Raw genomic sequence first — 20,523 nt, forward strand, 5'->3', positions numbered from 1 at the left:
TATTTGGGTATGAACTGCCGGATAATAACCAAGAGGGCAGGTAATCAAAGGGCTTGCCAAAGGGAGTCAGTAGAGGGTCTTGTTTATGTTCACTTTGTTGAAACTTTTGCCGGTATGGTTGGCAGTTATAGCCAAAGTATTTCTCAATTATGAAAAGCCGCTTTGAAGAAACGCAGTAAATTAATATTAAACTCACCAGGTTTAATACAGCAATCAATCTGATCTTTATGCTTAGTTTGGCTAAGGTCTAGCTCCTCCATGGCAATGGCTTGATTAAGTCGAGTGTTATAAAAAACGCGGACAAATGGTAGTAATGGCTGGTTTTTATTTAAACGACTTATCAGGCCAAGCTTGCCACTGGTTAGTTTTACTAATGTTCCTATTGGGTAGATGCCAAGGCAATTTACAAATTGTTCAACCAAGGTATTATCATAACTATCAGGTGCATCTTTCATTAAAATTTTAAAGGCTTTGATTGGATGCATACCGACTTTATAAACGCGATCTGCCGTCATAGCATCATAACTATCAACAATGGCTATCATACGTCCTACTTGGCTAATTTGTTGTTTAGTTAGTTGTTTAGGATAGCCTTTACCATCGAGTCGCTCATGATGTTGTTGTACTATTTCTATTACGAGTTCTGGTAAGTCTGGATTTTCTTTTAGCACCTCTAAACCTAAGTCAACATGGCTTTTCATCACTTCATACTCTTGAGGTGTGAGTTTTCCTGGTTTGTGTAATATTTCTGGCGGTACTAAGACCTTACCGATATCATGCAAAAACGCTCCTAGAGCCAGTTTTTCAATAATTTCACGGTCAAAGGCTAAATGTTTAGCAAATAAAGTCATTAAGATGGAAACATTGAGCGAATGTTCTACTAAGTATTCATCTTTAATACGTAAGCGGGTCATGCAAGCTAAGGCATCTTGATTTCGAAATATGGAGTCGACAATGGCATCAGTAGACTCTTTAGCTTCTAATACATTAATGGTTTTGTGTTCGGTAAGGCTGTTAAGAATTTTATGCTGTAAACTTTTGGCATCATCATAGAGTTTACTGGCCTTGGTCATCTCTTGATCTAATGAAATCCCATTAGTGGATTTTTTAGCTTTGGTTGGCGTTATTTTATCCTTAATTTCGGGCAGGATTTTATCTATTTTTTCTACTTTTTTTTGCCTGCTGGGGTCTACGGTTAAGTGAGTAATACCCGCCTTAATCAGCTTTTTGATATTTTCTTTAGAGCTTATATAGCCTTCAGATTTTACGTTGACTGATTTACCTTTGATGCGAACAGATAAAACATACATGCCAGGCTCAAGCTGATTAACGGTTATTTTCTGGTTAGAGGACTCTTCATTGTTGCTCATAAGGTTTTGCTCATAAGAAGTGGCTCACATCAGTAGTTTAATCATTAAAGTTATAGCTAAGCTAAACGAAAAGTAGCAAGCAGTATAAGAGAACTTTACTTGCGTTTTTTTCTTAAAATAGCGTCAGTAAAAACAGTAAATAAAGTGAAAAGGGGCGGCATTGTTGATATCCGACCCTACATAAATTTATCATGGTGAGCTTAGTCAAAATATAGCTGAACTCTTTATGGTGAAAATTTTATGGCGATGGCTTATAAATCGATATCAATGCCATAGGAGATGAATACTCTCATATCATCATCAGATAAGTCGGTTTTACTAACGCCAAAGGTAAAGCCAGACTTACTTAAACTGGCACTATAATCGATAAAACTTTCACCCGCGTAAAATTCATCAGTGCCTGTGCCAATGTGTAAGGTCAGGCCAATCTCGGATGCCAGCTCAAAACTTACATCACCTGCTATATAGGAATCATCGGCAAAATCAGCACCTTCTGCCTCAGCGAGTACCGCATAACTTAACGAAAAAACGCCATAAGATATGCTGGCGCTAATTTCGCTGAAATCTACGTCATCTCTACTGTCAGGGTAAGCATAATAAATTACCCCAAGGTCATAACCCAAGCCATTTATTTCTCCAGCAAAACCGCCATAGAAGTCCAGTTCATAGCTCATCTCTGGAGCCCAGTCGGCATTAGAGACCCAAGTGCCGGCATAGAAACCGGAGTCTGAAGCATAATCTATACCGCCAGATATAGCTGACTTACCATTGGTTTGCTCTAGACCTCGCCAAAGGTAGTTATTGGTTACGGCTACATTGGCAGATAGTCCCTCAACCGCATAAAGGTTACTACTAAATAAAAATGTAGTTAACATTGAACAGCTAAAACATATTGCTAATAAAGATTTCTTCATATTTTATCTCCTGAAGCATAAATCGTTGTACTTGAGTATTTTAAGTAAATTAAATCATAGGGTTATTTTATAGCCAGTGTGGTAAGTATAGCTATAAGCTAAATTCTCGCATTTTTTCTTCAAGGTTCCTGACCAGAGTACTGAGGTTTTTAACATCTTCTCTACTTAAATTAGCTTTATCGGAAATATTATGAGAGTTATCAGCTATCTCGGTAACATTTTGGTTAATCTCGTTGACTACCATGCTTTGCTCTTCAGATGCGGTAGCAATTTGAATGTTCATATCACTTAATTGCTCAACCAGTGCCAATATATCGGTGATTATGTGGCGGTTTTTCTGACAAGAGTCAATGCTATGATTAGTCATTTCACTGGAAGAGCTGACTATTTTCACCGTACTTTGTGTTTCTTGTTGTAAGGAGTTTATTTTCTCTCGAATGTCTTCAGTGGATTGTTGTGTTCGACTTGCCAATGTTCTTACTTCATCGGCAACAACGGCAAAGCCACGTCCTTGCTCGCCAGCTCTAGCCGCTTCGATGGCCGCATTTAGGGCTAATAAATTAGTTTGTTCTGCAATTGATTGGATAACATCTAAAACAGAGCCGATAGATAAGCTTTCATCGGCGAGCTTTTCGATAGAGTGTGAAGCCGATGACATTTGCTGATTTAACTCATCCATATCATGTTCCAAGTTTTCGGCAGAATTATTACTTTCAATGCATTTATCACTGGTTTCTTTCACTGTATTGGCGGCATCGGCAGCATTGCGAGCCACCTCCTTGATAGTCGCAAGTAACTGGTTAGTGGCCACTGCCATGCTATCAGCATTATCGGTCTGACTTTGAGTTTGGCTCGTTGTCTCATCCATATTAATTAACATTTTTTCAGTCGACTCAAGTAGGGTTTCGGATAACTGTTCGACGCAGTGGAGAATATCTCTTATTTCACTGATTAAATGATTAAATGAATTGGCTAAACCAAGTAGTTCATCATTACCGCTGTATTCAACGCTATGACTTAAGTCTTTATTTTTACTTATTTTATTTACTTGGCCAATAAAGTTGTTGATGGGGTTAGATATACCGCGTCCAACCATAAAACCGGATATTAGTGTCAGAGGGATCAATATCACCATAATGACGCTAATAATAAGCCAGATGCTATTCAGCATATCTTCTCTATCTTTCATTGCTTCAGCAACATCAATTTCACTTAATATTGCCCAAGCAACACCTTCGATATTCAGCGGAGCAAAAGCTGATAAAACTTCTACGTTGCGGTAGTCTGTAATATGTTTAATGCCGCTTTGTCCTGATAATGCCGCATTGGCACTTTCGGTTGCTACTTCTTGTAAGCCGATGCCAGAGTCACTGGCCATTATTTTATCAAGGGTTGCTTTATTTGTGCCCACAGATTCTAGCGCACTGATATAACCTTTTTTGTCTTCAATCAGAAAACGGCTTTGACTTCTAAGTAGATGGTCATCACCAATGAGGTAGGTTTCTCCTGAATCTCCCAATCCCACTTTTTGCCATTGCTTGTCATAAGTCATTAAATTATTGATCTTAGCTATTGGCATTTGAAAAATTAATATTCCAATTTTTTCACCTGAAGCTGAAAATATGGGGGAAGAGATAAAAGCCGCTGCGGCATGATATGAAGGGAAGTAAGGTTTGAAATCGATTAAAAAGCTAGCGTTTTTATCTGAACTGCTATTTGCTGCGTTAAAGGCTTTTGCAAGACCAGTATTTTTGTACGGACCTGACAACAGTGATGTAGCAAAATCGAGCTCCTTAAAGACAGAGTAAATAACAAAACCAGTCTCAGGCTCTACTAAAAATATATCGTAATAACCAAAAGCATTTAAGTATTGGTCCAAGTGTTCATGATATTTCTTGTGTAACTGGCTGTATTTTGAGCCATCATCTGAGAAGACTAAACCATTTTTACTACCCAACGGGTTGGGGTTAGCACTGATATAAGCATGTTGTATTGATTTGGTGTTTTGATTTAGCTGTTGATATTTTTCTATAGAACTTAATGAAGAGGAAGGGTTCTGCTTCTTGTATTCAGGATCAAACTCATTACGATAATAGCCTTTAATTTTATCGTTATCTCGTAGTGAGCTTTGACTATCGTAATTGAAGAAGGGCTCAGGTAGTTGCTGCATCATATTGATAATCATGCCGTCATTGGAGTATGTAATGACTTCTTTTTCTATGGTTTTAAAGTAATTTTCAATTTGGGTTTTTTGAATTTCTCGAATAGCAATGAGCTGGCTAAATGCTCTTTTTTCCATTGCTGTTGCTGCAATGGAAGTTGCTTGCCAACCAACTAAGCCACCCGCTGTTATGATACCAATGGCAGATAATACCACTGACGCTAAAATAATTTTGTTGGATATTTTCATTGGAACCGCTCATTAAAAGCAAACCATAATATCTAGTTTAGTACTTTTCCTTATTGTTGTGTTTTTTTTGAACAGATGTAAGTCACCCGTTTAGCTTGATAAGTATGTTTACTATGAAATTAAAAGCTAACTTAGGATAGATACGTAATTTATGGGGAAGTTATGGACAATTTTTACGGCTCACATTGCAGACTAAAGTTAGTTAACCATACTAGGGGAGAAAATATCATATCGAGTTCTGCTTTGATCAGTTGATGGTCATGTTTACTTGAAAACCATAAGACGATACTTTCATGTTCGCCCACTTCAATCACTTTTATTGTCGTTAACTTGCCCCATTTTTTATGTTCAATAACGTCTAAACCTGCGACTTCAAAGTGATAAGTATCAATTCGGCTACTGGCTTGGCGAGAGAGGGTAAAGTGTTTCAATCCTCGCAGTAAATTCAGCCTAATTTGTGTGCCTAAGGTATCAATATCATATAAAGGGTAGTTTTCTACTTGATAATAAGAAATGTCAGTATCTAAAGTGACCCTTGATTTCAGGCCATTATCAGCAATAATCGCATGCATATCTCTGCTTTTAAGTCCGGTGATCTTTTGTGAAAATCCAGGAGTTAAAAAATGTTTATCCTTAGGGGAGTACTGCATGGTCGTTGTTTGTTGATAAGTTGAGTCAAGCCAAAGATAACTCACTTCACTGAATGAGGTCACAGTTGCTTCGGGCAATGCCGTGTTTTTATGCCATTTTATCGTTCGTTCTAAATAACCTACATTACGGCCTAGGAAATAAATATTATATTCAAAGTTTTTTTCACATTGATGTAGGGCATTTAATTCTTCCGCGCTTAACTCTTTAATCTCAACAGCAGATAATTTGGGCATAGATGCCAATAAGCAACAGCTTAATAGCGTTAATATGTTTAATGCTAGCTTGCTAAAAGTGGTTAATTTGGTCAATGCGATCACCATTGTTTGTTAGCACCATGGGAAAAATAAAGTAACGTGGTCAGCACTGCAATATTTGCCATCACAGTTAACCAATATCTTATTTGAAAGGATTTTTTTCTATTTTTATGTTTAAGCCCTTGTTGTGCTATAGCTGCACCTGGCCAACCCCCTAACAAAGACAGGAAGTGCAGGGTTGATTCTTTGATACGCCAATAGCCATTTTTTGCTTTGTACTTATCGAGCAAGTAAAACAAAAAGCTAAGCACATTGAGGCTTATAATAAATATGAAAAGCATTGTTGGCATATATTGATTAAAAGATAAAACAGCTAAAGTTAATAGGTAAGTCACACTTAAAAAAATTGCCAACACTTAATACTAACTCCATTGATGTTTAGTTATTACTTAGTTCTGGTCTACTTTTGTATAAGTGTCGCAGCTAGTTAGACTCAGATAATGAAAAGTAGTGATGATATCGTCAATTGTATTTAATTACTCGGGTAATAACTAGGGTAGGTAGAGTTATTCTCACAAGGTAGTAATGCTAACTTTACGTCATTTTAAAACGCCCCTGTTTTTAAACAATAATACCATTTTTCATTTAGCTAGCTAGTGGTGCTACTTGTCAACAGTGCTGTTTAATTTAGAGCACAAGTGTTCAAATATATGATAAATACATTGCTAAAAGGTATCGATTCAACTAATTTTTAAGTAAGGGGAATAATTAAGGTTTTGATCTAAGTTAATAAGGATATTACTGAAGCGCTTGTTATCTAGATGCTTGATACTTAGGAGGAAATAATGAAACTAATTAAAAAAATTTTGGTGGTTATGGACTCTAGTTCTGATCACCAACCAGCATTAGTTCAAGCCATTAATATTGCTAAGAAAACCTCAGCAAGTATCGAACTTTTATTGGTCGCTTATAATAGTGAGTTTGTTAGTCATTGGAATTTTAACCAAGCACAATCAGCGGCTTTGCAAAAAGAATATTTGGCGTCTAAATTACGTTGGTTAGAAACCTATTTGCCAGAAGTGAAACCCCTTGGCATAGAGGTTTACATGGATGTTGTTTGGCATGCAGATGTTAGTTGCGCTGTGTTGGCCAAAATCGAAAGTAATGGTGCATCATTGGTGATTAAATCAACCAAGCAAAACTCGACTATCAATAAAATATTTTTTACCCCCTGTGATTGGCAATTGCTAGAGCATTGTCCCGTGCCTTTATTATTAACTAAAAATATTAGCGACTATTCATATCGTAAGGTTATGGCGGCAGTTGATCCGGAAAGAAGCCATAATAAAGCCAAAACCTTAGATGCTGAGATTATACAAGCAACATTAGCAATGGCTGAGTTATTCAAGGGCCAAGCTCATGTTTGTCATTGTTATCAGCCAATAGGCATAGAGTTATGGCAAGGTATGAGTTCAGTTGGTATGGACCATAGTTTAATTAACGGTGACTTTCATGAATATAGTGATGCCATTAAGCACCATCACCAAGTAGCCTTTAAGGCGTTATTGAGCGACTACGCCTTTGATGAAGAGACTACTCACCTTGTTGCTGGCTCTGCCGAGTTTGAATTACCTGAGTTGGTTAATACCCAGCAAGTGGATTTATTAGTGATGGGCATGGCTAATAATGGTAAATTTATTGGCAATACCGTGGAAAAAATACTCGATAATGTCGGTTGTGATATTTTATCGCTGAAATGTTAAAAAAATACTTATGGTATCCCGTAGTTACTTAGTCGTTATGACATAGTTTTACACTCGGTAAAAATAAATGTTTACTTTTTCAACAAAGCATTGTAAATTGGCCTCGTTGTTTAGCATTCCTCTGTTAAACAAGTTTAATCCTCAGTGATTTTTCGTGTTTTGTCTTTCCCTTTCACAGTCAGCCAACACCTTATAAAAGTTATTTAATTAAAGCTTTTGCTGTATGAAATTCCGATTTTTTTTGGTTAATTCATCGTATTATTTTCGTTTTACACTGTACAGCTATAGAGCTTTTTAATATTGCATTGATATGCAATTCAAGGAGTTATATTATGTCTTATACTTATCAAGGTAAGATTTATGCTATTGCAGCACCAGTAAAGTCTATTTCAATCAACAAATTAAATGTTGTTGTTAAAGACCAAGCGGGTTCACAATTGTTTAAATTTACCAAAGTGAATGAGTCTAAAGATTTTCTAGCTATGCTATACCAAGCATAATTAGCACAAATCAAAACCGTCGGCAAAGCTGACGGTTTATACAAAAAAACCAGAGTTACCTTAATAAGGTATTCTGGTTTTTTGCGTTTTAAAGCCTCTATTAGTTATTAAGGCATAGGGACTATACGCTGCGTGTTCCCCCGAGTTAATCCACTTTATTAACCGTTACTTCTAGATACTTACTATTACCAGCATACCATTTTTGTACATATATAGAGCCTAAGATGGGTGGCATGTCATCTTTGGGGATCTCTTTATAACGGACACTGTTTTTATTTTCTTTTTCCAATTCAAACTTTATTTTAATTTCTGACATTTTGATTGTTTTGCTAAGCGAAAGTGCCTTTATTGTAATGTATATAAATTAGCTGTCGAGGTTTTAGCTAAAAATTGCCTTACGATGGCTTCAGGCCTTATTCGTCCACCGTCTATTGTATAAATTATATTTCTTACTGCCTAAGTACTTGCTACGTAGCGATTATTTTTCGGCAAAATGGAAAAATAAACTTGCCATGAACTTTATGGATTTAACAGTTTTTATGCTCTTAAAGTTATTTAGTTTGTCATTGTATATTTTTCACTACCCATCCCTTAAATATAGTCTCGAATGTTGGGGTTGATGCTAGTTCGAAACGCATTGGCTTTGAATTGCACTTGCAAATCTTTATAAAAAATATATTAAAACAAATTAAAGGGTTTCAGTTCATGAGAGATAAACATCAAAAATCGAATATGTTTTTCAAAGCTAAAAATAGAAAGTCTACCGTAAGTTTAGCACTAGCGATTGCTATGGGATTACCTATGGTTGCGCAGGCTAATGACAGTGAAGAAGTAAAAAAACTACAGCAGCAAGTTGAGGAGCTTAGCAGGGCGGTAGCAAAAATGGATCAAGCACCAAGGGTAAAAACCAAAGGTGGCGGTTTGGAAGTAGAGAGCAAAGACGGTAACAAGTCATTTGAAATGGGTGGTCGTTTCCAATTAGATTACAATCGTTTTGATGGCGCTTATAACGCAAAAAATGATGGTGCAACAGCCTCAGATCTTTTCCCTCGTCGTATTAGAACATATGTTGAAGGTCAGGCGGATAACTGGGATTACAAGCTTCTGCTTGATTTTTCTGAAGACAAAGGTGAAATTACTTTAGCTCGTTTACGTTATAAGGGTTTTGAAAATGGCCCTACTATCAAACTAGGTAAAATTCGTGAAGATATCAGTTTAGAAGCGTTAACTAGTAGTAAACACATTACTGCTATTTCACGCCCTATGGTAGCTAACGTAATGTCTCCTTATTTTAAATACGGTACTTCTGCTTATCAATACTTTGAAAGCACGGGTCTTCGTTATGCTATTGGTGCCTATAAAGGCGGTAGTTTTGGCACAGATGGTCAAGATGAAAACGGTGACATGAACCTTTCAGTAACTGGTCGCTTAACTTGGTCACCCATTCATACGAAAGGCAAAACCCTTCATTTTGGTGCTTGGGGTTCGCAACGTGATATGGGTGGCGATGTGCTAAGTGAAAACTTTGCCCGTGGTGAAGTACGTAATACTAACGTGCGCTTGGTTAACTATGCAGCTGGCGGAGAGACTTTTTCGGTAGATAATATGACGCAATACGGCTTCGAATTTGCCGGTGTTTACGGACCATTATCACTACAAGGTGAATATTCGGTACGTGATGTAAATGCGATGGAGAGCTTCAATGACAGCAGCTACGATGGTTACTATGTTACCGCAAGTTACTTTTTAACCGGCGAGAGTCGAGTTTATAAGAAACGTGGTGTGTTCAATTCACCAACCCCTATTGCCGACAGTGGCGCTTGGGAAGTATTTGCCCGTATCAGTCAATTTGATGCGACTTCAGATACTCAAGGTACTGTTACTGAAGTACTCACTGTAGGTACTACTTATTACCTCAATAAAAAAATAAAATTCATGGCCAATTACTTAATCTCTGATGTTTCAGGCCCTGGCGCTGAAGAATTAGTTGGTGAGATTACCGATGGTAATGCCTTGACCGCTCGTGTGCAGTACTTATTTTAGCGGTACTGGTTTTACCTTAATTGATTTACAGCATTTGATAAGTTGGGCTTAGCGATAAGTCCAACTTAACTCGCATCAAAATTTTTAGGATTAAATATGAATATTAAACAATTAACCTTAGCTTCTATGGCTATTGGTCTTCTTTCGTTGGTGTCAACTTCAGTATCAGCGAACGAAAAACCCGACATTTCAGAAATACATTTTCTTATCCCAGGAGGCCCTGGTGGCGGTTGGGATGGTACGGCTCGCGGTACCGGTGAAGCCTTAATGAAGTCAGGAAAAGTCGAAAATGCCTCTTATCAAAATATGTCAGGTGGTGGCGGTGGTAAAGCCATTGCTTACATGATTGAAACTGCAGCAAAACAGAAAAACACCTTGATGGTAAATTCTACTCCGATTGTTGTGCGTTCATTAAGTGGTGTTTTCCCACAATCATTCCGTGATCTTAAGCCTGTTGCAGGTACTATTGCTGACTTTGGTGCCTTTGTGGTACGTAAAGACTCTAAATACTATGATTGGCGTGATGTATTAGCTGATTTTAAGCAAAACCCACGTAAAGTGAAGTTCTCTGGTGGTTCATCACGTGGCAGCTTAGATCATCTCGTTGCAGCGATGGCAATCAAAGCCGGTCGCGCTAAACCACGCAAGTTAGTTTATGTTGCTTATGACGGCGGCGGTAAAGCCATGGCAGGTTTACTTTCGGGTGAAACGGCTATTCTTTCCACCGGTGTTGGTGAAGCACTTACCATGGCTCAAAGTGGTGATGTGCGCATACTCGCTATTACTTCAAAAGAGCGCCTGACAGTGTTACCGAATATCCCAACTTTAACAGAAATGGGCTATGAGGTCGTATTTGCTAACTGGCGAGGTTTCTTTGCAGCACCAACAATGTCTGATGAAAAAGTTGCCGCTTATGCAAAATTATTGGGTGATGTACAAGACACACCTGAGTGGACAAAAATCCAAGAGCGTAATGGTTGGGTTAATTTGTACAATGCTGACAGTGAGTTCTACGCTTTCTTAGAGAAGCAAGAAAAAGATCTTGGTGTATTAATGCGTGAGTTAGGCTTTTTAAAGTAACGTTCTTGTAAGACTGTTTCTTGAAGTATAGTTTTTAGTTGACTGCTGCATTGTTCGGTTGAATCGGTTTAATTGTTTTAGCCGGATAATACAGTTTGAGGTAAATTATGAAAATCAGTACAAATGTCATTGGCGCATTAATATTTTTTATTTTTAGCGTATGTTATGGCTACTATGCCTACCAAATCCCTTTATACCCTGGTGAAGAGTATGATGTATTTACATCACAGTCTATGCCTAAACTCTATGCATTATTAGGAATTCTAGTCTCAGCTTTGGCTATTATCATGTCAGTGCTTACGGATAGTAGCACTAGTGATGAGACAGAGGAATCCGCCAATGGCTTTGACAAGAAAGGCTGGTTTCAGGTGGCAAGTCTTATTGCCTTAATGGTGTATTACGGCGCTACTTTAGAGCAATTGGGCTTTATTCTATCAACCATTTCTTTTCTTATTTTTGGTTTTCTTATACTTGGTGAGCGAAGTAAAAAACGACTTTTCCTTGCCTCAGTACCTGTAGTTATTGTCTTTTGGGCAATCATGACACAACTGCTGGGTATCTATTTATCAACCGGCGACCTTTGGGGTTAATACTATGTTAGACGGCTTACTTCTCGGTTTTCAAACCGCAATGTCAATGCAAAACATCATGTTCGTTATTTTTGGCTGTTTTGTTGGCACTTTTATTGGTATGTTGCCGGGCTTAGGGCCTATCACTGCCATCGCCCTAATGATTCCTATTACTTATGGTATCGATCCCTCATCTGGCATGATCTTAATGGCCGGTGTTTATTACGGTGCTATTTTTGGTGGTTCAACTTCATCTATTTTGATTAACGCGCCGGGTGTTGCTGGTACCGTAGCGACATCATTTGATGGCTATCCTATGGCGTGTAAAGGCCAAGCAGGCAAGGCACTTGCTATTGCCGCTTATGCTTCTTTTAGTGGCGGAACTATTGCTGCAGTATTTTTGTTAGTTGCTGCACCTATGCTCTCGAAGTTTTCTTTAAGCTTCCAATCACCTGATTATTTTGCCTTGTTATTATTGGGCTTAACTGCTGTTGCGGCATTCTCTAATAAAGGTAGCTTCCTTAAATCAATCATGATGACCTTATTTGGTTTAATGTTATCAACAGTTGGTACGGATCAAGCGTCAGGCGTAGAGCGCTTTACCTTTGGTCAAATTGACTTACTTGATGGTATTAGTTTCTTATTAATTGCTATGTCTATGTTTGCTTTATCAGAGGCATTACTCTCTATTATCAGTAATAATAAAGATAAGAAATCAGGTCTTAATTCCGTTACTCCGGCGACAGAAGTGGGTAGTTTAAAACTTACTAAAGCTGAAATAAAAGAGATGGCGCCTACCGTTGCTAGATCTTCAGTACTTGGCTTCTTTGTTGGTGTATTACCAGGTGCGGGCGCTACTATTGCTTCATTCCTTGCTTATGGTATGGAACGAAACTTAGCTTCAGCGAAAGAGAAACTAAAATTTGGTAAAGGTAGTTTACGTGGTTTAGCTGCTCCTGAAACCGCAAATAATGCTGCTTGTAGCGGTTCATTTGTACCTTTACTTACTTTAGGTATTCCAGGTTCAGGCACTACCGCAGTAATGTTAGGTGCGTTAATGGCTTATGGTATTCAACCGGGTCCTCGTTTATTTATTGATAATCCTGAAGTGTTTTGGTCGGTAATTGTTTCTATGTACATCGGCAACATAGTATTATTACTTATCAACTTACCTTTGATTCCTTACATTGCTAAAGCATTGACGTTACCTAAGCAACTATTAACTGTGCTTATCTTGTTCTTCTCACTGATCGGTGTTTATTTAGTCTCATTTAATGCCTTTGATATCTTTATGATGGCCGGCTTTGCCGTAATAGCTATTGGTTTACGTTTATTGAACTTTAGTATGTCTCCGCTGATCCTTGGCTTTATTTTAGGTGGCATGTTGGAGCAAAATCTACGTCGTTCATTAACCTTATATGATGGTTCAATCTCTTTCTTATGGGATAGACCTATTACCCTAGGTATCTTAACAGTGACGGCTTTAGTGTTACTTATGCCAATTATCTCTACACTGAGAAAAGGTAATGGTTCAACTAGCCAAGAGAAAGTAGCTGAAATTTAACTAGCTAGTTTTAGGTGTGTAAAGCAGACAAGCGAGGCAAGACTATATTGCTTAGCTTGTCTGTATTCACTAAATTGAAAGTATGAAGTGACTTTTGAATCCAAACTTTATGATAAAACCAATGAAGATAGCCAAGACGTTTAAAAAAATGGGTTTGCATAACAAGCTCGCTTTAGTGTCTGTGCTACTTGTTATGCTACAGACCATTTTTTTGGGTATGTTTAGCGTTTCTTATCTAGTACAAGAGTTCGAACAGCAACTCGGCGAAAAAGCCCTTGCCGTTGCACAATCATTGGCTAAAAATCCTATTATTCAACAATCACTGCTCGATAAACAAAGCCAACCTATTCAGTCCTATGTAGAGCCCATTCGTCAAGCTATAGCTGCTTCGTTTATTGTGGTTGGCGATAGTAATGGCATTCGATACTCTCATCCTAACCCGAAAAAAATTAACCTTGCCATGATGGGTGGCGATAATATTAGAGCACTTAAACTTGGCGAGTCATACATATCCAAAGCTGAGGGTTCATTAGGTGTTTCAATTCGCGGAAAAACCCCCGTTTTATTAGACGATGGCACCATTATCGGCTTGATCTCCGTCGGCTACTTAGAGCACGGCATGATGCTCAGCATTAGCAATTACCGCGATACCTTTTCATGGGTTTTTGGCATTACCTTGATTGCCGGCTGTTTTTTGGTTTTATATATTGCTAAACGCTATCGTGATGAAATATTTGGCTTAGAGCCGGAAGAAATTTCCAGAGTTTATAGTGAACGAAAAGCGGTACTCGAGTCTATTCTAGAAGGTGTGGTAGTTATTGATGAACAAGGTATAATTACCAGTTGTAATCCTATCGCTATTGAGATTTTAGCCAATATTTCCGAGCAGGAATTAATCGGCTCTGCGGTACATGAACTCTTACCTGACTATCAGTTTATTTTCGCCAGTGACTCTTCACGAGTATGGCGAGATGTGGAAGTTGATATTGAAGCGGGTACCTTAATCTTAACAAAAACTCCTTTAATGATTGCCGATAAGCAACGCGGCGTGGTGGTTTCTTTTCGCCATAAAGATGATGTGGTTGATTTAAGTGAGAAGCTGTCGCAAGTGAAACAGTTCTCAACCATGTTAAGAGTGCAAACACATGAATATTCAAACAAATTAAATACCATAGGTGGCCTTATTCAAATTGGCTCTTATGAAGAAGCGTTGGACTTGATAATGGTGGAGAATTCAGGTTATCAGGAGCTTATTGCTTTCTTAATGCGCATTGTACCGGACCCGATAATAGCCGGGCTTATTCTGGGGAAATATGATGTTGCTAAAGAACGAAAAATTGACTTAATCATTGATAATGAAAGCAGTTTACTGCAAGTACCGAGTAAACTGCCACGCTCAAAATTGGTTACCATACTCGGTAATATACTCGATAATGCCTTTGATGCTGCCAGTAGTAATCAAGCGCAAGCACCTCAGGTGACCCTGTCTTTTACCGATATGGGTGAAGATATAATTTTTGAAATCGAAGACTCTGGCGTTGGTATGAGTGATGCAGCCATTAAAGATATTTTCACCTTTGGTCGCACAACAAAACGTGCGATGGGGCATGGTATAGGGATGTTTTTGGTGAAAAATTGCTTGGATCAAGTCGACGGTACTTTATCCATTACCCGGGCAAAAAAAGGTGGCACTATTATGACGGTTTATATACCAAAATAGCCTACGAATAAAAATAATAATAATAACTAATAATAGCTAGCAGTAAAGGAGTCAATTAAGTGATGAAAATAAACAGTGTATTAATTGTTGAAGATGATATGCGTATTGCTAACATCATATCGAAAACTATTAATAATGAAGAGGGCTTTGAGGTTATTGGTATCGCGCAAAATACCACTGAGGCAAAAGACCTACTAGACAGTTTTAAGCCAGAGCTTATTTTTCTTGATGTCAGTTTAGTCGAAAGTAATGGCTTAGATGTATTAAAGTACGTTAGACAAGATTTAAATGCCTTTGATATCAGCATTGTTATGTTAACAGCGGCTAAAGATAGCGAAGTGATTCAAGAGGCTATGTCATACGGTGCCTTTGACTATATCTTGAAACCTTTAGCTTTTTCTCGCTTAAAGCTAACCCTGGCACGATTTCTACAATATCGTCAGCGACTTAGTGCTCAGCAACCTTTTGAGCAAGATGATCTTGATGAGTTATTTCATAATAAAAGCCACTTAACTAGCCGATTAGCAAGCGAATCAATTATCAATGAGTCAGTGACACTACCTAAGGGAATTGACTCGTTAACGCTCGATAAAATTCGTACTGTGTTAAGTGATAATGCTGGCAGTGCTTATACCGCGGAATCTATGTCTGAATGTATCGGCACTAGCCGTACCACAGCAAGGCGCTATTTAGAGTATCTATTAAGCTGTAATGAGATTGTTGCCGATATTGAATACGGCACAGTCGGGCGACCAGAACGTCATTATCTTTTGAAGTAGCAGCTAGGGAAGTAAAGCTCTTGAAATTGAAGCTATGATATTAAAAGCTACTGAGATAAAAGCTGTGAAATAAAAATCCGAGAGCAGCAATACTGCTAATATTTTGCGCTACTCTGATGTGCATTATTCTGATGTGCATTATTCTGATGTGTATTACTCTTAAAATAGCATGGCTAGTTATAGCCGAGAACAAAGCTTGAGCTATCTAAGTCATTAGCTACCACTTGTACCTTCTTAACTGATGTTAAGATGGCTTTATCCTGTTTAGCTAAATCTACTGTTGCCAAGTCATCACTTGATCCTACCTGCTTAGCATTTACCACTGAAGGTTTAGTTGATGTTTGCCCTGGAGCCTCTGTAGAGTTCAGGTGTGATGTATCGCTGCACTTATTCATGGTTATATTCCCTGGTAATTATTCTCTTTGCAATTCACTCAGGAATATCATGTCGGTAATTACTCTAGAGGTAAATAATTTAGCCATAATGAACTTTAGGGGAATAAAGTACGATAAAGTTCATTTTGGTCACAGCTTAGTATTATGGTCTACAAGGGAGGGAAAACAGCGGCGACTTGTTACTGGCTTTCTTTATTATCAAAGACTGCGGCTGAGGAAATGTCGCTATATCTTCTAGGTTGAAGGCGTTTATTAAGCGTAAATGCTACCTAATTCTTCTAATTGGGTCAGATAAATTCGTAGGTCTAATTCTAATTGATGATAATCAGGTAACATGCTTTGGCAAAGCTTATAAAACGCCTTGTTATGCTCTTTTTCTTTTAAGTGTGCTAATTCATGAACAACTATCATAGCTAAAAAATCTTCTGGCGCCTTTTTAAACATGCTACCAATACGAATTTCATGTTTGCTTTTCAGTTTATTACCTTGTACCCGGGAAACATAGGTATGTAAACCTAAGGCATTGTTGATGATATGAATTTTATCATCGAATTTTATTTGGCTTAACGGCGATGATTTTTTCAAATACTGATTTTTTAATGTCATCACATAGGTGCGTAAAGCCTTGTCATTACTTATTTGATGTGTAATTGGGTATTTAGCCAATAAGTATTGTGCTATTTTTTTTTGCTCAAGCATTTGCTGAACTTGCGTTTGTACTTGTGCTGAGTAAGCAGAGAGGTACTTTAACTTGGGCTGTTCAAATGCTAGCGGTGTAAATTTTTTCGGCATAATTTGTTATAGAAAATTCGGAAAGTTAGTATTGATGTGTCGCATTAATTCAGGCGTTTTGAATCTAGTTTAAGTTAGTTCTGCGCTATTATACTTATTCTTTGCCAATAGTGTAGTTAATGAATTAGCTATGTTGATCTCGAACTTATTAAGGTGTTACCGCCAGTAATATAATGGTTAATTTGATACTATAATTAGTATAGTTATTGAGCGGGCAATAATAGCCAGTGCTATCGAGGACAACTAGATAACAATGACCTTACTTATTACCTATCTTGTGATTGCTATTGGCGTCTCATTTTTATGCTCTATTTTAGAAGCGGTCTTACTATCTATAAGTCCAGCCTTTGTTGCACAAAAACTTGCCGCGAAAGCTCGCGGGGCTGAAACCTTAGCTAAGGTAAAGAATAAATTAGACCAATCTATTTCCAGTATTCTCATTCTTAATACTTTTGCTCATACTATGGGCGCAGCGGGTGTTGGTGCTCAGGCCATTCGTATTTTTGGTGAGCAAAAAGAAACCCTGATTGCCTTTTTACTGACGCTAGCCATTTTATATTTTTCTGAAATAATTCCTAAAACCCTCGGTGCTAATTATTGGCGTGTTTTAGCCATACCGTCTTCCTATGTGATTGCCTTTTTAGTAAAATTGGTTTACCCGCTAGTTTGGCTGTCATCATTATTGACTCGCCTGTTTAGCAGCAAAGATAAAGATATTGTTACTCGAGAAGAATTATTAATGGTTGCTGAACTAAGCCATAAAGGCGGTACACTCGATAAACAAGAGAGCCAGTTGCTTGAAAATATTTTGCAATTACGTAATACCAAAACTGAAGATATCTTAACACCGCGCAGTGTTGTCCATGCCTTAGCAAAAGAGGTCACTATATCTTCGGCCATTAACAGTGAAAAAACAGCGAACTTTACCCGGATCCCTGTTTTTGATGGCGCTATTGATAATATCCTTGGCGTAATTATTAAAGCGCACTTATATGAAAATGAAAGGGTAGGTAAGGGTGATGATAGTATTGAGGGGATTAGTAACCCTATCAGCAGAGTGTCAGAAAGCTTGCCAGTACTGAACTTACTTGATCTCTTTATCAAACGCCATGAGCATATTTTTATTGTTGAAGACCACTTTGGTCAAACGGCAGGTGTGGTAACACTGGAAGATGCTATTGAAACTTTTCTCGGCCGAGAAATTGTTGATGAAAGCGACCAAGTTGAAGATTTACAAAAGCTCGCCAAAGAAAATTATCGACAACGCTTAAAAGCCAAAGGAAATACTGCGGTAGAAAATGAAATAGATAATAATTAGCGAATCAATCTATTGATAAGTGCTCTTTAGTCTTTATCAATGCGTTATATTTGTTAACATAACCTTCAAATTAATACCGAGCTTAAACTCGGTATTTTATTATGTCCTAATACGAGATCGTTAAATGAACCCAATTATTCAAATTTTAAAAGAACTAAATATCAGTGATGAAAAAATTGGCGAGCTTTTTCAAGCGCTGACTGAAAACCCTATGATGGCCATGGCATTTATTGGCCAACTTGGTATCCCGCCAGAAAAACTTCAAGCCATTATGAGCTTAGTAATGGCCGACCCAGGTCTTATTGAACAGGCTGTTAATGAGTTAGGATTAGATTTCTCTAAGGTTGAAGAGGCTAAGGCAAAGTTAAAATCTGGTGATGCATAGTGGCTAGTGCCACAAAGAACACTCCACAAAGCATTACTTTAGTTCATTTACTTAGTCAATTAAGCTTAAATGCCGATGATGTGAGCTTTGAGCAGGTGATGCAAGTGGTCAGTGATAACTACAGTTATACACCGGCAAGCTTCAGTAATGGAGATTTACTTAATGACGCTGGTACTAATGAAGGCTCTTGTAAAATCTTTTATTTTGCTAAGTTAAATAAACTCACTGAGCAACAAACATTGGCGTGTTTTGGCCGTTATTACCATGAGGATGTTTTACAAAACCCTCAGGGCAGTGATCACGGTAATATTCGTAATTTTATTAAAACAGCTTGGCAGGGGGTTGAATTTCAATCGGTTGCGCTTAAAGCTTTAGCGTAAATTTTATTTATACCATTTAAGCCAAAGGTGAGCTCTCCTTGAAATATATCCATGTCGATAATCAGCAATCATTATTACTGAGTGAAACTTCGTTGCCAGAAATATCGGCAGATGAATGTTTGCTCAAGGTTAAGGCTATTGGCGTTAATCGAGCGGATTTATTACAACGTGCGGGCAAGTATCCGCCGCCAGCGGGAGAGTCTTCAATTCTAGGTTTAGAAGTCTCGGGTGAAATTGTTCAATGTGGCGAGGCAGTTGCCGAAAACCACTTAGGCAAACCATGGCAAATTGGCGATAAGGTTTTTGCGCTAGTTGCCGGTGGTGGTTACGCACAATATGTCAAAGTAAAAGCACAGCAGTTATTGTGTTTACCAGAGCATTATACTTATGAACAGGGCGCCGCTTGTGCAGAAGTGTTCCTAACCGCCTATCAAAGCTTATTTAGCATTGCTCAGCTCAAGCCAAACAGTAAGGTGCTTATTCATGCTGGCGCTAGTGGTGTCGGTAGCGCGGCTATTCAACTTGCCAAAGCGAAACAATGCAATGTTGTGGTAACAGTAGGCAGTGCGGCAAAAGTACAGGCATGTTTAGCCCTTGGTGCTGATGTAGCGATAAACTATCAAGAAACGGATTTTGTTACTTACGCTAAAGCGAATATACCCTCAGGTTTTGACGTTATTATTGATGTGGTGGCGGGTGAATATGTTGCTAAGAATATTAATGTATCTGCGCTAGATGGTCATATTGTAACTTTATCTATGCTGGGTGGGCGTTATTGCCAGCAACTTGATATAGCTAAGCTGCTGGCCAAACGGCTAACACTGTCGGCTTCAACGTTAAGAAATCGCAGTGATGACTATAAAGCTAATTTAGTAGCTAGCTTCATTAGCGATTTTTACGCTGAGTTGCTCAATGGGCGAATCAAGCCGGTAATTGATACAGTTTATCCATGGAAAAAAGTAGAGCTGGCACATGAAAAAATGGCTAATAATGAAAATATTGGTAAGTTAGTACTAACACTGACTTAAGAGAAGCTTTCCTTTAAGTTTAATGGTCAATCTAACTAGGTCTTGGCTTGCATCTTTTTACTTAAGTTACTCACCGCTAAAGAAGAAAACACCAATAAAACGCCAAGAACAAATCCTACCACTAAGTCAATTAGCTGCTACATGTCTTAACCTAAATGCGTGTTGTTTTGGCTTCTAAAGCACAAGCTTTTTCTTCAATGATTAATCCCACTTCAACAGCATCGATTGGAAGTTGTTCCTGCTTGTTAGGACGGAAAATCCCCTTTTTTAATGGCGGTACATAAGTGAATTGGAAGTTGTTAAAAATGAAGAGGTAAAGATTACTTTCGGCTATTTAATGGCTAACAGACCGACGAGTTAAGATCGTGTAGTTATAATGGAAAGTATAATATTAATATTTACAAATGAAGTTGGTTGCGGGAGCCATATTTGAAACAGATAATAACGACTTTCGGCTATTTACTTCTATTTATAAAAAATAACAGCCCGATGAGCTTATGCTTGGATTTTAATACTAAGAATACATTTGAATTGGTTGCGGGAGCCAGATTTGAACTGACGACCTTCGGGTTATGAGCCCGACGAGCTACCAGGCTGCTCCATCCCGC

At 38.1% G+C, this 20,523-nt stretch carries 20 protein-coding genes and 1 tRNA gene; 12 read left to right on the plus strand and 9 right to left on the minus strand.

Going from position 1 to position 20,523, the window contains the following annotated elements; translation table 11 throughout:
* Positions 1-143: 143 nt before the first annotated feature.
* The 5 genes from HRT55_RS02220 to HRT55_RS02240 all read right to left on the minus strand — a co-directional run bounded on the left by HRT55_RS02220 (position 144) and on the right by HRT55_RS02240 (position 6,015).
* Positions 144-1,370, minus strand: coding sequence for an HD-GYP domain-containing protein (locus HRT55_RS02220; protein ID WP_291618478.1), 1,227 nt, complete (start codon positions 1,368-1,370; stop codon positions 144-146).
* 251 nt (positions 1,371-1,621) lie between these two features.
* Positions 1,622-2,284, minus strand: a complete 663-nt coding sequence (locus tag HRT55_RS02225; RefSeq protein WP_291618480.1) for a TorF family putative porin — start codon at positions 2,282-2,284, stop codon at positions 1,622-1,624.
* A 91-nt stretch (positions 2,285-2,375) separates the two neighbouring features.
* A complete protein-coding gene (locus HRT55_RS02230; RefSeq protein WP_291618481.1) occupies positions 2,376-4,694 on the minus strand; it encodes a methyl-accepting chemotaxis protein in 2,319 nt (772 codons plus the stop codon).
* A gap of 173 nt (positions 4,695-4,867) precedes the next feature.
* A complete protein-coding gene (locus HRT55_RS02235) occupies positions 4,868-5,653 on the minus strand; it encodes a DUF3108 domain-containing protein (protein WP_291618483.1) in 786 nt (261 codons plus the stop codon).
* A 5-nt stretch (positions 5,654-5,658) separates the two neighbouring features.
* Positions 5,659-6,015, minus strand: coding sequence for a DUF1294 domain-containing protein (locus tag HRT55_RS02240; RefSeq protein WP_291618485.1), 357 nt, complete (start codon positions 6,013-6,015; stop codon positions 5,659-5,661).
* A 429-nt stretch (positions 6,016-6,444) separates the two neighbouring features.
* On the opposite strand from HRT55_RS02240, the gene HRT55_RS02245 reads away from it, so the two are divergent.
* Entirely contained in the window at positions 6,445-7,362 is a 918-nt protein-coding gene (locus tag HRT55_RS02245) for a universal stress protein (protein ID WP_291618487.1), read from the plus strand.
* Between the two features lie 332 nt (positions 7,363-7,694).
* Positions 7,695-7,862 carry a hypothetical protein gene (locus HRT55_RS02250; RefSeq protein WP_291611759.1) on the plus strand — a complete coding sequence of 56 codons (168 nt, stop codon included), beginning with the start codon at positions 7,695-7,697 and terminating at the stop codon, positions 7,860-7,862.
* Between the two features lie 145 nt (positions 7,863-8,007).
* Here the strand turns inward: HRT55_RS02250 and HRT55_RS02255 are convergent, their stop codons facing one another.
* On the minus strand, positions 8,008-8,178 hold the full coding sequence (locus tag HRT55_RS02255; RefSeq protein ID WP_291618489.1) for a hypothetical protein: 171 nt from the start codon (positions 8,176-8,178) through the stop codon (positions 8,008-8,010).
* Between the two features lie 389 nt (positions 8,179-8,567).
* On the opposite strand from HRT55_RS02255, the gene HRT55_RS02260 reads away from it, so the two are divergent.
* The 6 genes from HRT55_RS02260 to HRT55_RS02285 all read left to right on the plus strand — a co-directional run bounded on the left by HRT55_RS02260 (position 8,568) and on the right by HRT55_RS02285 (position 15,617).
* A complete protein-coding gene (locus HRT55_RS02260) occupies positions 8,568-9,905 on the plus strand; it encodes a porin (protein ID WP_291618491.1) in 1,338 nt (445 codons plus the stop codon).
* A 96-nt stretch (positions 9,906-10,001) separates the two neighbouring features.
* Entirely contained in the window at positions 10,002-10,985 is a 984-nt protein-coding gene (locus HRT55_RS02265) for a tripartite tricarboxylate transporter substrate binding protein (RefSeq protein ID WP_291618493.1), read from the plus strand.
* 107 nt (positions 10,986-11,092) lie between these two features.
* Positions 11,093-11,575: a tripartite tricarboxylate transporter TctB family protein gene (locus HRT55_RS02270; RefSeq protein WP_291618495.1), complete on the plus strand. Its 483-nt coding sequence runs from the start codon at positions 11,093-11,095 to the stop codon at positions 11,573-11,575.
* A gap of 4 nt (positions 11,576-11,579) precedes the next feature.
* Entirely contained in the window at positions 11,580-13,118 is a 1,539-nt protein-coding gene (locus HRT55_RS02275) for a tripartite tricarboxylate transporter permease (RefSeq protein ID WP_291618497.1), read from the plus strand.
* Positions 13,119-13,239: 121 nt separating this feature from the next.
* On the plus strand, positions 13,240-14,838 hold the full coding sequence (locus HRT55_RS02280; RefSeq protein ID WP_291618499.1) for a sensor histidine kinase: 1,599 nt from the start codon (positions 13,240-13,242) through the stop codon (positions 14,836-14,838).
* Positions 14,839-14,900: 62 nt separating this feature from the next.
* A complete protein-coding gene (locus HRT55_RS02285) occupies positions 14,901-15,617 on the plus strand; it encodes a response regulator (RefSeq protein ID WP_287206592.1) in 717 nt (238 codons plus the stop codon).
* 173 nt (positions 15,618-15,790) lie between these two features.
* Here the strand turns inward: HRT55_RS02285 and HRT55_RS02290 are convergent, their stop codons facing one another.
* Positions 15,791-16,012, minus strand: a complete 222-nt coding sequence (locus HRT55_RS02290) for a hypothetical protein (RefSeq protein WP_287206587.1) — start codon at positions 16,010-16,012, stop codon at positions 15,791-15,793.
* A gap of 252 nt (positions 16,013-16,264) precedes the next feature.
* Complete coding sequence (locus HRT55_RS02295) at positions 16,265-16,804, minus strand: M48 family metallopeptidase (protein ID WP_287206584.1); 540 nt, start codon at positions 16,802-16,804, stop codon at positions 16,265-16,267.
* A gap of 253 nt (positions 16,805-17,057) precedes the next feature.
* Between HRT55_RS02295 and HRT55_RS02300 the strand changes: the two genes are divergently transcribed.
* The 4 genes from HRT55_RS02300 to HRT55_RS02315 all read left to right on the plus strand — a co-directional run bounded on the left by HRT55_RS02300 (position 17,058) and on the right by HRT55_RS02315 (position 19,915).
* Positions 17,058-18,122 carry a CNNM domain-containing protein gene (locus HRT55_RS02300; protein ID WP_291618505.1) on the plus strand — a complete coding sequence of 355 codons (1,065 nt, stop codon included), beginning with the start codon at positions 17,058-17,060 and terminating at the stop codon, positions 18,120-18,122.
* Positions 18,123-18,246: 124 nt separating this feature from the next.
* Complete coding sequence (locus tag HRT55_RS02305; RefSeq protein ID WP_291611780.1) at positions 18,247-18,507, plus strand: DUF2999 family protein; 261 nt, start codon at positions 18,247-18,249, stop codon at positions 18,505-18,507.
* A 32-nt stretch (positions 18,508-18,539) separates the two neighbouring features.
* Positions 18,540-18,887 (plus strand): HopJ type III effector protein, encoded by a 348-nt coding sequence (locus HRT55_RS02310; RefSeq protein ID WP_291618820.1) that lies wholly within the window; start codon positions 18,540-18,542, stop codon positions 18,885-18,887.
* 38 nt (positions 18,888-18,925) lie between these two features.
* Positions 18,926-19,915 carry an NAD(P)H-quinone oxidoreductase gene (locus HRT55_RS02315; protein WP_291618507.1) on the plus strand — a complete coding sequence of 330 codons (990 nt, stop codon included), beginning with the start codon at positions 18,926-18,928 and terminating at the stop codon, positions 19,913-19,915.
* A gap of 532 nt (positions 19,916-20,447) precedes the next feature.
* On the opposite strand, the gene HRT55_RS02320 is transcribed toward HRT55_RS02315, so the two are convergent.
* Positions 20,448-20,523 (minus strand) — tRNA-Met (locus HRT55_RS02320).

Origin of the sequence: Colwellia sp. (assembly GCF_013214175.1) — a bacterium.
Taxonomy (GTDB): Bacteria; Pseudomonadota; Gammaproteobacteria; order Enterobacterales; family Alteromonadaceae; genus Colwellia.

Excerpts from the sequence above, each read along its gene's own strand:
- HRT55_RS02250 (WP_291611759.1), top strand. The coding sequence starts at position 7,695 with ATGTCTTATACTTATCAAGGTAAGATTTATGCTATTGCAGCACCAGTA.
- HRT55_RS02290 (WP_287206587.1), bottom strand. The coding sequence starts at position 16,012 with ATGAATAAGTGCAGCGATACATCACACCTGAACTCTACAGAGGCTCCA.
- HRT55_RS02220 (WP_291618478.1), bottom strand. The coding sequence starts at position 1,370 with ATGAGCAACAATGAAGAGTCCTCTAACCAGAAAATAACCGTTAATCAG.
- HRT55_RS02245 (WP_291618487.1), top strand. The coding sequence starts at position 6,445 with ATGAAACTAATTAAAAAAATTTTGGTGGTTATGGACTCTAGTTCTGAT.
- HRT55_RS02300 (WP_291618505.1), top strand. The coding sequence starts at position 17,058 with ATGACCTTACTTATTACCTATCTTGTGATTGCTATTGGCGTCTCATTT.
- HRT55_RS02230 (WP_291618481.1), bottom strand. The coding sequence starts at position 4,694 with ATGAAAATATCCAACAAAATTATTTTAGCGTCAGTGGTATTATCTGCC.
- HRT55_RS02255 (WP_291618489.1), bottom strand. The coding sequence starts at position 8,178 with ATGTCAGAAATTAAAATAAAGTTTGAATTGGAAAAAGAAAATAAAAAC.
- HRT55_RS02295 (WP_287206584.1), bottom strand. The coding sequence starts at position 16,804 with ATGCCGAAAAAATTTACACCGCTAGCATTTGAACAGCCCAAGTTAAAG.
- HRT55_RS02305 (WP_291611780.1), top strand. The coding sequence starts at position 18,247 with ATGAACCCAATTATTCAAATTTTAAAAGAACTAAATATCAGTGATGAA.
- HRT55_RS02260 (WP_291618491.1), top strand. The coding sequence starts at position 8,568 with ATGAGAGATAAACATCAAAAATCGAATATGTTTTTCAAAGCTAAAAAT.
- HRT55_RS02275 (WP_291618497.1), top strand. The coding sequence starts at position 11,580 with ATGTTAGACGGCTTACTTCTCGGTTTTCAAACCGCAATGTCAATGCAA.
- HRT55_RS02270 (WP_291618495.1), top strand. The coding sequence starts at position 11,093 with ATGAAAATCAGTACAAATGTCATTGGCGCATTAATATTTTTTATTTTT.
- HRT55_RS02280 (WP_291618499.1), top strand. The coding sequence starts at position 13,240 with ATGAAGATAGCCAAGACGTTTAAAAAAATGGGTTTGCATAACAAGCTC.
- HRT55_RS02225 (WP_291618480.1), bottom strand. The coding sequence starts at position 2,284 with ATGAAGAAATCTTTATTAGCAATATGTTTTAGCTGTTCAATGTTAACT.
- HRT55_RS02285 (WP_287206592.1), top strand. The coding sequence starts at position 14,901 with ATGAAAATAAACAGTGTATTAATTGTTGAAGATGATATGCGTATTGCT.
- HRT55_RS02265 (WP_291618493.1), top strand. The coding sequence starts at position 10,002 with ATGAATATTAAACAATTAACCTTAGCTTCTATGGCTATTGGTCTTCTT.